At 62.1% G+C, this 12114-nt stretch carries 12 protein-coding genes; 6 read left to right on the forward strand and 6 right to left on the reverse strand.

Annotation, left to right across the window (positions count from 1 at the left end):
- Positions 1–87 precede the first annotated feature (87 nt).
- Positions 88–522, forward strand: coding sequence for a MarR family transcriptional regulator (locus EIY71_RS15470; RefSeq protein WP_007958397.1), 435 nt, complete (start codon positions 88–90; stop codon positions 520–522).
- Positions 523–649: 127 nt separating this feature from the next.
- Positions 650–2437 carry a FimV/HubP family polar landmark protein gene (locus tag EIY71_RS15475; protein WP_134022220.1) on the forward strand — a complete coding sequence of 596 codons (1788 nt, stop codon included), beginning with the start codon at positions 650–652 and terminating at the stop codon, positions 2435–2437.
- 6 nt (positions 2438–2443) lie between these two features.
- Here the strand turns inward: EIY71_RS15475 and EIY71_RS15480 are convergent, their stop codons facing one another.
- On the reverse strand, positions 2444–4633 hold the full coding sequence (locus tag EIY71_RS15480; protein ID WP_134022222.1) for a patatin-like phospholipase family protein: 2190 nt from the start codon (positions 4631–4633) through the stop codon (positions 2444–2446).
- A 71-nt stretch (positions 4634–4704) separates the two neighbouring features.
- Here EIY71_RS15480 and EIY71_RS15485 point away from each other — a divergent pair, with 71 nt between their 5' ends.
- Positions 4705–4992 carry a SelT/SelW/SelH family protein gene (locus EIY71_RS15485; RefSeq protein ID WP_085747156.1) on the forward strand — a complete coding sequence of 96 codons (288 nt, stop codon included), beginning with the start codon at positions 4705–4707 and terminating at the stop codon, positions 4990–4992.
- On the opposite strand, the gene EIY71_RS15490 is transcribed toward EIY71_RS15485, so the two are convergent.
- Positions 4986–5879 carry a DMT family transporter gene (locus tag EIY71_RS15490; RefSeq protein ID WP_134022224.1) on the reverse strand — a complete coding sequence of 298 codons (894 nt, stop codon included), beginning with the start codon at positions 5877–5879 and terminating at the stop codon, positions 4986–4988. The two genes, EIY71_RS15485 and EIY71_RS15490, sit on opposite strands and share 7 nt — an antisense overlap.
- Before the next feature lie 72 nt (positions 5880–5951).
- Positions 5952–6716, reverse strand: coding sequence for an AraC family transcriptional regulator (locus tag EIY71_RS15495; RefSeq protein WP_134022226.1), 765 nt, complete (start codon positions 6714–6716; stop codon positions 5952–5954).
- A gap of 132 nt (positions 6717–6848) precedes the next feature.
- Here EIY71_RS15495 and EIY71_RS15500 point away from each other — a divergent pair, with 132 nt between their 5' ends.
- Positions 6849–7664, forward strand: a complete 816-nt coding sequence (locus tag EIY71_RS15500; protein WP_007958385.1) for a UDP-2,3-diacylglucosamine diphosphatase — start codon at positions 6849–6851, stop codon at positions 7662–7664.
- 14 nt (positions 7665–7678) lie between these two features.
- Here the strand turns inward: EIY71_RS15500 and EIY71_RS15505 are convergent, their stop codons facing one another.
- Entirely contained in the window at positions 7679–8269 is a 591-nt protein-coding gene (locus EIY71_RS15505; protein ID WP_085605701.1) for an HD domain-containing protein, read from the reverse strand.
- Between the two features lie 23 nt (positions 8270–8292).
- Complete coding sequence (locus EIY71_RS15510) at positions 8293–8604, reverse strand: DUF962 domain-containing protein (RefSeq protein ID WP_085747153.1); 312 nt, start codon at positions 8602–8604, stop codon at positions 8293–8295.
- A gap of 167 nt (positions 8605–8771) precedes the next feature.
- Between EIY71_RS15510 and EIY71_RS15515 the strand changes: the two genes are divergently transcribed.
- Positions 8772–9833: an AraC family transcriptional regulator gene (locus EIY71_RS15515; RefSeq protein ID WP_207252641.1), complete on the forward strand. Its 1062-nt coding sequence runs from the start codon at positions 8772–8774 to the stop codon at positions 9831–9833.
- On the opposite strand, the gene EIY71_RS15520 is transcribed toward EIY71_RS15515, so the two are convergent.
- Positions 9790–11244: a TrkH family potassium uptake protein gene (locus EIY71_RS15520; RefSeq protein ID WP_064378585.1), complete on the reverse strand. Its 1455-nt coding sequence runs from the start codon at positions 11242–11244 to the stop codon at positions 9790–9792. The genes EIY71_RS15515 and EIY71_RS15520 overlap by 44 nt on opposite strands.
- Before the next feature lie 121 nt (positions 11245–11365).
- Between EIY71_RS15520 and EIY71_RS15525 the strand changes: the two genes are divergently transcribed.
- Positions 11366–11932, forward strand: coding sequence for a nitroreductase family protein (locus tag EIY71_RS15525; protein ID WP_134022228.1), 567 nt, complete (start codon positions 11366–11368; stop codon positions 11930–11932).
- Positions 11933–12114 lie beyond the last annotated feature (182 nt).

Below are 12114 nucleotides of genomic sequence, written 5' to 3' on the forward strand. Positions count from 1 at the left end.
GTCCCCTCTTGCCTATAGGCAAATGTCATGCTTAGCTGACTAATAATTAGTTTTTCTCTATTTGTTCAGTCTAATCATGAGTGTTTTATGCCGTTAACCGATCAACACCGTTTTGGCATGCAATTGGCCCAGATGTCTCGTGGCTGGCGTGCCGAACTGGATCGCCGGCTGGCCGGTCTGGGCTTGTCCCAGGCACGCTGGCTGGTGCTGCTGCATCTGGCGCGTTTCGAAGAGGCGCCGACCCAGCGGGAGCTGGCGCAAAGCGTCGGCGTCGAAGGGCCGACCCTGGCCCGTCTGCTCGACAGCCTTGAAAGTCAGGGACTGGTGCAACGCCAGTCCGTGATGGAAGACCGCCGGGCGAAAAAAATCGTGCTGTGCTCACCGGCGCTGCCGCTGATCGAACAGATCGAAACCATCGCTACACAACTGCGCAAGGAATTGTTTGAAGGCGTCGACGAGGCGGATCTGAAGGTCTGCATGCGGGTTCACGGGCACATTCTGGCCAACCTGGAAAAGTCTTGAGGCATAACCGCGTGCCGTTTTTTTGAGAGATCGCGCTGGGCGGACTATAAGAACTACTGGGCAATATCGTGTTCGTACCGGATGTGCGAACGCATAGAAGTCGGTTTTGCTTATTTAAGGGATGCTCATGCTCGGAAGTCGGCACGTGGTACTGCGTTGCGCCAACTCGCTGTTGGTGGCCGGTGTTCTCACCTGGTCCACCGCGTCATTGGCGCTGGGGCTCGGTGACATCACCGTGCATTCAGCCCTCAATCAGCCGCTCAAGGCTGACATCGCCCTGGTGGATGTCGGGGGCGTCAGCGAAAACGAACTGACGGTTCGTCTGGCCTCGGCGGACGAGTTTGGCCGCGCCGGCATCGAGCGCGTGTTCTTTCTCAATGACCTCAAGTTCACCCCGATCCTGCGTGGCAATCGCAACATGATCCGGGTGACGTCCAGCAAACCGGTCAACGAACCCTTTCTGAATTTCCTGGTGCAGCTCGATCAGCCCAATGGCCACCTGCTGCGCGAATACACCGTGCTGATCGACCCGCCGGGCTCACCGGGAATTGTCCCGGCCACCGATGAGCCAACTGCGCGTGCGCAATCGTCGGAATTCCCGACCCCCGAGACTCCGTCTGCAACCACGCCGGCCAAACCTGCTGCGCCTGTTCAGCCACCGACACCGGTCGCCGACGCGCAGGCCGAGCAACTGGCGGCGAGCCTTGTGCAGAATCAGCAACTGCAAAAAACCATCGATGAATTGAACGTGAAGCTTCAGGCCCAGGAAGTGCTGATCGCTGACGGCAAGAAACAGCTCGGTGATTTGCAGGCCCGACTGATTGAAGTGCAACAAGCGCCGCCGGCACCTGTCGCACCCGTGGCACCTGCGCCTGCGCCGGTCATTGCCTCGGTCGAGTCTCAGGAGGATTCACTCAACTGGCCGCTGCTCGGCGGACTGCTGCTGGTACTGGGATTGCTGGTGGCAGGGCTGTATGTGCGTCGGCACCGCCAGCAAGCGCAAGTGGCTGAGGCGCCGACACCGTTCCTGCCGGTACGAAACGACCCCCCGGTCGACGACGCCGAACCGATGCAGCCGAGTTCCGTTCACAGTGCGGTCGAACATCGTGAGGAACACGCCAATGGCGATGTGCTGGAAGCGGTCGGCATTTATCTGGCCTACGGACGCATGGGCGAGGCTGCCGGTTTGTTGCGTGATGCGTTGCAGCGGGAACCGGAGCGCATCGACCTTGGCGTGCAGTTGCTTGAAGTGCTGGGGCGGCAGGGTGACACGCCGTCCTATGACGAGCAGGAAAGCCGTCTGCGCCAGCTCGGGGTCGAGGATCAGCGCTTGCAGGAGATTCGCGCCCGCTACCCGAAACTGGTCAGCGCGGCACCTCTGGTTGCGGCGGCCCCGGTGATCGCCGCGCTGCCGATCGAACCCACCACGCCTGAGGAGCCGTTAGCCGAAGACAATTTCGAACTGAACCTGGATCAGCTCTCGATGGCTTCCAGTTGGGATCTTGAGGAAATTCGCCCGACTGCTGCCGCACCTGAACAGGCGCCATCAACGCTGGGTTCCGATCTGCAGGTACTGCCACAGGATTTCGAGTTGCCGGAAACCCTGCCCGACGACGCCGAAACCGCCGAGCTGGAATGGATCGTCGAACCGGAAACGCAGCCGCTGGACGAGGACTTTCTCAACGAGTTTGGCGATCCCGGCACGACGCTCTCACTGGAGCCACTGGAGCTGCATGCCCCGGAGCTGGACCCCGAACCCTCGGACACCGCCAACGCCGGCAAACTCGAACAGGCCCAGACCTGCATCGACGACGGCGATATCGACAGCGCCATTGCCTTGCTCAACGAACTGCTCAAGGAAGCCGACGAACCCCTCAGGCAAACAGCGCGCACGTTGTTGGCGGGGATTCGCTGACCGTTGTCAGAAGGTCTGGCCGAGGTTCAGGTACACCGCCTGTTCATCCGCATCGTTCAGTCCATAGCTGAAGTTCAGCGGCCCCAGCGGCGTATCGAAGCCGATGAACACACTGGCGGCGTTGATATAGCCGCTGTCAAATACATTGTCGTTGTTCCAGGCCCGGCCGCGTTCCAGCGAGGCGCCGGCGTACAGCGGGAAGTCCAGCGGCAGGTACGAACGCGGGGTGAGGCGGCGGTAATACACCGCACGCATCAGACTGACGTTCTGCCCGGAGATCGCGTCTTCGCGGAAACCGGACAATTGCCGGGCGCCGCCGAGCAGGAAACTGGAGGTCACCACGTTGGCATCGTCCAGCGTGCGACCATAACGACCGCCGAGAATCAGCGTATCCGGGCCACTGCTCATGGCCTTGTCCAGTTTGAACTCCCACTGCCGGTAGCGCGTGTCGGAGCCCAGGCTCGGTTCGAACTGCACCAGCGTCAGGCCGATGTCTTCGCCTTCGTGGGGGTAGTAGACGTTGTCCAGCGAGTCGAAGGAATACTTCAGTGCATAGAACCCTTCGTTGAAGTTTTCGCTTGGCAGGTCCTGATCGCCGATCCGCACATCAGCCTTGCCCCAGGCCTCGCCAACCCCGAAGCGCACTTCGCCGCTGTTGCCGATCTGCCGGCCAAAGTTGAGGCCGAAGCCGTAGCGCTCGACGCGATACTGGGCGATCGGATCGTTGTCCAGAACCGAGTCGACGTTCTGTGCGGCAAACGAAGCATAAGGCGCCAGGAAGTAGCGAGAGCCCACGTCCAGCGGCTGATAGAACTCGCTGTACAGCTCTTGTTTATCGCCGATCTGCGCCCGGGTCAACCATTCCGCACCCAGTCGGTTGATGCCGTTCACGCGATAACTGGCGCCGAGGTTGAAGGCGCTGTCGCCACGCATGTCGTCTGACAGGCTGAGGCCGACCCGCAGATAATCGGTGCCGGTGCGTTTGCCGCGCGCGCTGATCACCAGCGTGTGATCCGCGCCCTTGTGCACCACGCGGTATTGCACCTGCTCGAAGTAATCGAGACCGTACAGGGTGCCCATGTCGGTTTGCAGGCGACCCAGATCCAGCGGTTCGCCGATGTGCTGGCGGATGTAGTAGCGGATCACGTCATCGCCGACTTTCGAGTCGTTCTCGACCTTGATCGCGGTGATGATCGGCGTGCGCTGACCCGGCGCGCGGGCGGCGTTGAGTTCAGCGTCCTGCGACTGCACGGGTTTGAGGCGGGCAAGGCGCACGTTCAGGGCCTGGGTCGCGCGGTAGCCGGCGTCGATCATCTCCTGGCCGCGACCGAAGTCGGTGGCGCCGAAACTCGCCAGTGGCGGCTGGACCAGCACGTCGTCGGGGTGCAGGGTCGCCAGTTGTTCTTCGGAGTTGCGCCGGGTCATCAGGGTGATCGACTGATTCAGCACATCGACAACGGTCACCAGTTGCTTGCGGTTGCGCAGCGGGGTGCCGATGTCGACCACGATGGCCACGTCGACGCCCATTTCACGGGCTACATCGAGGGGAATGTTGTCGGTCATGCCGCCATCCACCAGCAATCGGCCGTCGAGTTCGACCGGGGCGAACACCGCCGGGATCGACATGCTGGCGCGGATCACCTGGGGCAGGTGGCCCTTGCGGAACACCACTTTTTCGCCGTTGGCGATGTCGGTGGTCACGGCGCGGAACGGGATCGGCAGCTTGTCGAAATCCCGGGTGTCGCTGGTGTGGGCCAGCAGGCTTTCCAGCAGCAGCGCAAGGTTCTGGCCCTGAATCACGCCCAGTGGCAGGCCGAGGCTGCCGTCATCGCGAAAGCTCAGCTTCTGTTTCACCAGAAAGTCGCGGTCGTCCTGTTTGCGCCGGAACGGTACGTCTTCGCGGGGCGGGGCGTCGGACAGCGCCTGCTGCCAGTCGATGGTCAGGGCGAGTTTTTCCAGCTCGTCGATCTTGTAGCCCGAGGCGTACAGCCCGCCGACCACCGCGCCCATGCTGGTGCCGGCAATCGCATCGATCTTGATGCCTTGTTCTTCCAAGGCCTTGAGCACACCGATGTGCGCCAGCCCCCGGGCCGCACCGCCGGACAAAACAAGGCCGACTTTGGGGCGCGTTGCCTCACTGGCATGAACGAACAGCGGTAGGAAACCAAGCAACAGGCAGATCAGAAGACGACGCATCGTGAGTCTCGGGGCGAGCGATAAAGCCAGCTATTATAGCGGCGCCCTCTGGCTCAGGAGTTTCAGCGATCATGACCGTCACAAAACCGGAAATCGTCATTACCTATTGCACGCAATGCCAGTGGATGTTGCGCGCCGCATGGCTGGCGCAAGAGCTGCTCAGCACCTTCGGCGACGATTTAGGCAAAGTGTCACTGGTGCCGGGCACCGGCGGGATATTCCACATCACCTGCAACGACGTGCAGATCTGGGAACGCAAGGCCGACGGCGGTTTCCCGGAGGCCAAGGTGCTCAAGCAGCGGGTGCGCGACCAGATCGACCCTGACCGCGACCTCGGCCACAACGACCGTACTCAGTGAGAGGCTGCCTCGGCCGCGACGGTTTTCTTGTCGTTGCTGCCTGACATCCGGCTCGACACCACGATCGCAACAATGATCAGCGCGCCGCCGATCAGCATGCGCAAGGTCGGATCTTCATCGAACAGCAGCCATGCCACGGTAATCCCGTATACCGGCTCCATGGCGAACACCACCGCGGCGGTGCGCGCCTTGATTACCGCCAGGCTGGCGACGAACAGGCTGTGGGCGACGCCGGTGCAGAACACCCCGAGCAGACCGATCCACAACCAGTCGATGGCGCGCACTTCGCTCAGTTGCGGCACCGCCACCGGCAGCAGACACAGTGCCACCACCACGTTCTGACACAGTGCCGCCTGCACCGCCGGGATGCGCCCGGAGCTGGCGCGGTTGGTCAGGGACAACAGGGAAAACAGCAGGCCGGACAGGATCGCCCAGAGCAGGCCGGTGGTCGCGCCGCTGGCCAGATCGAATGCCGGCGTCACCAGCACCAGCCCGACACTGACCAGCGCCACCAGCACGATTTCGTTGGCGCGGATGCGTTCGCGGAAGATCAGTCCTTCGAGGATCACCGTGAAGGCCGGGAAACTGGCGAAACCCAGGGTCGCAATGGCGACGCCCGCGACCTTGACCGCAATGAAGAAACTTACCCAGTGCCCGGCCAGCAGCACGCCGCTCAGGGTCAGTCGCCGCCAGTCGACGGCCTGCAATTTCTGCCAGCCGCCCTGTTGGGCGAAGCGGGCGAAAAACGCCAGGGCCAGCACGGCAAACGCGGCGCGTCCGAACACGATGACGGCGGGCGTTGCGGCCGCGAGTTTGCCGAAAACACCGGTCAGGCCGAACATCAGTGCGCCGATATGCAAGGCGCCGAGGGCGGTACGGGGAGTCATTGCAGTCCTTTTTCCAAACACCATTACAGGCACACATTGAAACGTGTAACGGCCGAAAAGTCTGTCGGCAGGCTATCGACTTTTGTCGTCAGCCTCGCGTCGCAATTGTGTAGGAGAGGTACCAAATTCACGCAGGACGGCGGCCGAGAACGCACTTTGCGAGTTGTAGCCGACACGGCTGGCCACTTCACCGACAGGCAGCGTGGTGTTGCGCAACAGCGCTACAGCTTTGTGCAGACGGCGACTGCGAATGTAGTCCATCGGTGTCTGCCCGCATTCGGCGACGAACCGCGCATGCAGCCGGGCGCTGGACAATCCGGCGACACGCGCCAGATCCGCGACTTGCAGCGGATAGGCCGCGTACTGCTCGATGTGCGCGTCGAGTGCCGCGTAGGGCAGGCGGCGCGCGACGATTTCGGCGGGTGGCACGTGGATCAGGCTCGCCAGCAGCAACACCGCGCCCTGTTGCGCAATCAGCGGATCGTCAACCGGACTGTTCGCCAGCCAGCTGACCAATTGACCTTGCCCGGCATCCAGCGACAACCGCGCGGCGTTATCCAGCAGACGGCGGCTGGCATCGGCGTGATTACCCAACGAGCGCGTCAGCCATTGCTCGTCGGGCACATCCAGCACCAGACAGCGGCTGCCCTTGGGACTGCCGCACGCGTGATGCGCGCCGGCGGGGATCACCACGAAGCTCTGCTGCAATACCTGGCTGCCACGCCCTTCGACTTCGAAATCCAGCGCGCCGGACAGGCCGAACACCAGTTGCGCGTGGTCGTGGCTGTGGGCGATCAGGTCGTGGCTGTAATGGCGCAGGGTCAGGATCGGTTGCATGGCGGTCTCCGGGCGAGCCGCCAGTCTACACCGGCGCAGGGGCGACGCGTTTGTCACACGACTGACGCATACCTGTCATGGTCGATTAACCGGGCGCGCGCAGAGTGGCGAAAACATCGCAGAGGGTTGCCCATGACCAGCGCCGAGCTCGCCAGACCCAGCCGTAAACAACGGGTTCGCACCCTGTGGATCTCCGACGTGCACCTGGGCACGCGGGATTGCCAGGCCGAGCATCTGTCGCAATTTCTCAAGGGCTATCACGCCGACAAGATCTACCTGGTCGGCGACATCATCGACGGCTGGAAACTGCGCGGCGGCATGTACTGGCCGCAGGCGCACACCAACGTGATCCGCCGTTTGCTGACCATGAGCAAGCGCGGCACCGAGGTGATCTACGTCACCGGTAACCATGACGAATTTCTGCGCCGCTATTCAAAACTGATTCTGGGCAATATCCAGCTGGTCGACGAGGCGGTGCACGTCACCGCCGATGGCCGGCATCTGCTGGTGATTCACGGTGACCAGTTCGACGTGATCACCCGCTATCACCGCTGGCTCGCGTTCCTTGGCGATTCAGCCTACGAGTTCACCCTGACCCTCAACCGCTGGCTCAATCACTGGCGGGCGAAATACGGTTATGGCTACTGGTCGCTGTCGGCCTATCTCAAGCACAAGGTGAAGACGGCGGTCAGCTTCATCAGCGACTTCGAAGAAGCCATCGCCCATGAATGCGTGAAGCGCGAGTTGCACGGTGTGGTCTGCGGGCACATCCACCACGCCGAGATCCGCAAGGTCGGCGAGGTGGATTACCTCAACTGCGGCGACTGGGTGGAGTCATGCACGGCGCTGATCGAGCACTGGGACGGCACGATCGAGCTGTATCGCCTGGCCGATGCGCAGGCGCGGGAAGCGGAATTGAAAGCGGCGAAGGTGGCCGAGCTGGCCTGAGTTTTCAAGTCAACTCAGGCCGGGCTGTGCTCTTCCATCGCCGCTTTGTAGATCGAGTTCTTCGGCTGGGCGAACAGCCTTTCCATCATCGGCTCGAAGAAGCTCAGCGGCAGGGTGTCGTACTCGGGGTCGAACGCTGCCGCGTCATATTTGGCGCAGAACTCCGCGGTCGCCAGAAACTGCGGGTGGTCGCTGAATTGCTCGCGCAGGTGCCGATCCATGCCCAGGTGATGGAAGAAGTAGTAGCCCTGGAAGATCCCGTGCTTTTCCACCATCCACAGGTTCTCGGCGCTGACGAACGGCTTGAGGATGGCGGCGGCGATGTCCGGGTGATTGTAGGAACCGAGGGTGTCGCCGATGTCGTGGAGCAGGGCGCAGACCACGTATTCCTCGTCGCGGCCGTCGCGAAAGGCGCGGGTGGCGGTTTGCAGCGAGTGGGTCAGGCGATCCACCGGGAAACCGCCGAAATCGCCTTCGAGCAGTTTCAGGTGGGCCATGATCCGGCCCGGCAACTGACGGGCGTAGGCACTGAAATCCGCCGCAATGATCGCCCAGTCGTCCTGTGTGCCGTCCTTCATGTGGGTGAAACGGGCAGTGGCATTCATCGGCAGTCCTCTTGTCGGAATTTCTAGAACGGCACGCGGCCCAGGATCATGTCGCGGTACATGACGAAGTCGCCGAGCAGGCTGTAGAACGGGTGCTGGAAGGTGGCCGGGCGGTTTTTCTCGAAAAAGAAATGACCGACCCAGGCAAAGCTGTAGCCCGCCAGCGGCAACGCAAGTAAAAGCAGCCAGGCGCCCTTGGCGATGGTCAGGGCGAGAATGAAGATCACCAGCGTCGTGCCGATGAAATGCAGGCGACGGCAGGTGCTGTTGCCGTGCTCGCTGAGGTAATACGGATAGAACTCGGCGAAGCTGTTGAAATGCTTGATGGTTTCCACGACTGCGATCTCTGTGGTTATTGTTCTGATTGCAAGTTGTTCGGCGGGTAGCTTATTTGAGTCTAGAGTGATCAATGGCGTCGGCCAGTGACAATCGGCGCCACTTTACTATCCTTGGGAAATCGGCCGTAGTATGCGGCTCACCATGTCATCCAAGAAAAAACGCCATGAGCGAACGAACGACTTCTGCAAGCTGGGCGATGGGGATTGTCAAAGCACTGGAAATGGACGGCCTGGATTGCCGGGTTTTGTTCAGACAGCTGGGGCTCGACTACGCGGCGCTGGAGGACCCGGACGCACGCTTCCCGCAGGATTCCATGACCCGACTCTGGCAACGGGCGGTCGAGCTGTCCGGCAATCCGGCGATCGGCCTGAATATGGGCAAGGTGGTGCGGCCGGCTTCGTTTCATGTAGCGGGCTATGCGCTGATGTCCAGCAATACGCTGGCGGAAGGTTTTCAGCGACTGGTGCGTTATCAGCGGATCATCGCCGAAAGTGCCGACCTGAGTTTTCGCCTGCTCGACGAAGGTTATGCGCTGATTCTGACGGTACACGGCGATCATCTGCCGCCGACCCGGCAAAGTGCCGAAGCCTCGCTGGCCTGCGCGCTCGCGTTGTGCGGCTGGCTGACCGGACGCACGCTGCACCCGCGCAAAGTGCTGGTGCAGGGCGACCAGCCGGATGATCTTGAACCCTATAAACGAGCCTTTCATGCACCGCTGGTGTTCAACGCGCCGTATGACGCGCTGATCTTCGAGCGGGCCGACATGGAAGCGCCACTGCCCACCGCCAACGAGGCGATGGCGCTGCTGCATGACCGGTTTGCCGGGGAATATCTGGCGCGGTTTTCCGAAAGCCGCGTGACCCACAAGGCGCGTCAGGTGTTGTGCCGCCTGCTGCCGCAGGGCGAACCCAAACGCGATACGGTGGCGCAGACCCTGCACCTGTCCCAGCGCACCTTGCAACGACGCTTGCAGGAGGAGGGCACCAGTTTTCAGCAGTTGCTCGACGACACCCGCCGCGAACTCGCCGAGCAATATCTGGCGCAGCCGAGCATGACCTTGCTGGAGATTGCCTATCTGCTGGGCTTTGCCGACCCGAGCAATTTCTTCCGCGCCTTCCGCCGCTGGTTCGACACCACGCCCGGCGATTACCGGGCGCGGTTGCTCGAGGCGCCGAAGGCGATCAGTGACGCCAGAACGCCGGAATACACAGTACAAACACCGTAATGATCTCCAGTCGGCCGAGCAGCATGCCGAACGACAGAATCCACTTGGCCGCATCCGGCAGGCTGGCGAAGTTGCCGGCCGGGCCGATGGTCTCGCCCAGGCCCGGGCCGACGCCGGAGACGGTGCTGGCGGCACCGGTCAACGCCGTCATCCAGTCCACGCCCAACAGCGACAGCAGCAGGGCGATCACGCAGATGGTGATCGCGAAGAAGAACGAGAACGTCAGAATCGACCGGACGATCTCTTCGTCGAGGCGATGACCGTTGTACTTCTGCTTGATCACCGCGCGAGGGTGAATCAGCTGGTTAAGGTTGGCCTTGAGCAGGATGTAGGCGACCTGGAAACGGAAGATCTTGATCCCGCCCGCCGTCGAGCCGGAGCAGCCGCCGACGAAGCCCAGATAGAAGAACAGCATCAGCGAGAAGTTGCCCCACAGGCTGTAGTCGCCCAGCGCGAAACCGGTGGTGGTGACCACTGACGTCACGTTCAGCGCCACATGCCGCAGCGCGTCCAGCCAATGCAGGTTGGTGGTCCACCAGTACCAGGTGCCGAGCACCAGCCAGGTCGCCAGCAACATACCGAGCAAACCCTGCACCTGTTGATCCTTGATCAACGCCCGGCGGTTGCCGCGCAGCGTCGCCACGTACAGGGTGAACGGCAGGCTGCCGAGAATCATCACCACCACCGCGACCCAGTGCACCGCCGGTTGCGTCCACTTGGCCAGGGACTGGTCGGAGGTCGAGAACCCGCCGGTGGAAATCGCCGACATCGCGTGGTTGATCGCATCGAACGGGCTCATCCCGGCCCACCAGAACGCCAGGCTGCCGAGAATCGTGATGCCGACGTAGGCCGCCACGATCAGCCGCGCCACCATGTGCGAGCGGGGCATGACCTTTTCCGAGCGGTCCGAGGATTCGGTCTGGAACAGGCGCATGCCACCGATGCGCAGCAGCGGCAGGATCGCCACCGCCATGCCGATAAAGCCGATACCGCCGATCCAGTGCAGCAGCGAGCGCCACATCAGGATGCCGGGGGACATGTCGTCCAGATGGTTGAGCACGGTCGAGCCGGTGGCCGTGATGCCGGACATGCTTTCGAAGAACGAGTCGGTGTAACTGATGTGCTGTGTCAGCAGAAACGGCAGTGCAGCAAAGATGCACACCACCAGCCAGCTGCTGACGGTCAGCAGGTACATGTCCCGGGGGCGCAGGTGAATGTGCTCCGGGCGACCGGGAATCACCAGCGCCAGGCCGGCGAGGAAGGTGATCATGCTCGCCCAGAGGAACGACGGCAGATCGCCGGTGCGCTCGAAAATCACCAGGGTGGCCATGGGCACGACCATGGCGATGGCCAGGGTGATCAGGAAGATGCCGATGATGAAACCAATGATCCGTAAGGTCGGCAACGCCATGAAGTCCGCTCGGGCTGATGTGGGAAGGGCGCCATTCTACCTGCGGTGCAAGGCATGTAAACCGACGCGTCTGGATCACTTGCAGCTAGAATAGCCGGACATTTTTTTCAGGAGGTGGCCGATGCAGGCTCTCGACGCTTTGCTCAACCGTGTTTCCGTTCCACGACTGATCGATCCGGCCCCCACCGCCGAACAGCGCGAAGTGCTGTTCGCCGCCGCGACCCGCGCACCGGATCACGGCCATTTGCAGCCGTATCGCTTCCTGACCGTCGAAGGCACGGCGCGTGAGCAGATGGGCGAGTTGCTGGCCGAAGCTGCAAAAATGCAGGAAGGCGAAGTCACCGAAGCGATGATCGACAAGGCCCGCAACGGCCCGCTGCGGGCGCCGCTGGTGGTCGTGGTCATCGCCAAATTGCAGGAACACGTCAAATACCCGAAGGCCGAGCAGTTGCTGGCGGCGGGCTGTGCGGCGCACGGGATTCTGCTGGCCGCTTACGCGCAGGGGGTTGGCGCGGTGTGGCGCACGGGTGATCTGGCTTATTCGAAACATGTCGCCAAGGGTCTGGGCCTGACGGATGACGAAGAGGTGATTGCGTTCCTGTACCTTGGCACGCCGCAGAAAGAACCGCGGGTGGCCGAGAAGGTTGATCTGGCGGAGTTTGTCAGCGCGTGGCCGGGTAAGGCTTAAAGGGCCTTAAAAGCTTAAAAAGCGCCCTCACCCTAACCCTCTCCCGGGGGGAGAGGGGACTGATTGGGGGATGCTTCAGAGGTTCACCGACCTGGAAGAGCTTTGCCGAATCCGGAATTGACTCGGTTCACGTGCTTCGGCCGAATCCGGAATTGACTCGGTTCACGTGCTTGGCAGATCCA

The sequence above is a fragment of the Pseudomonas sp. CH235 genome, from assembly GCF_004368175.1.
Classification (GTDB): domain Bacteria; phylum Pseudomonadota; class Gammaproteobacteria; order Pseudomonadales; family Pseudomonadaceae; genus Aquipseudomonas; species Aquipseudomonas paraglycinae.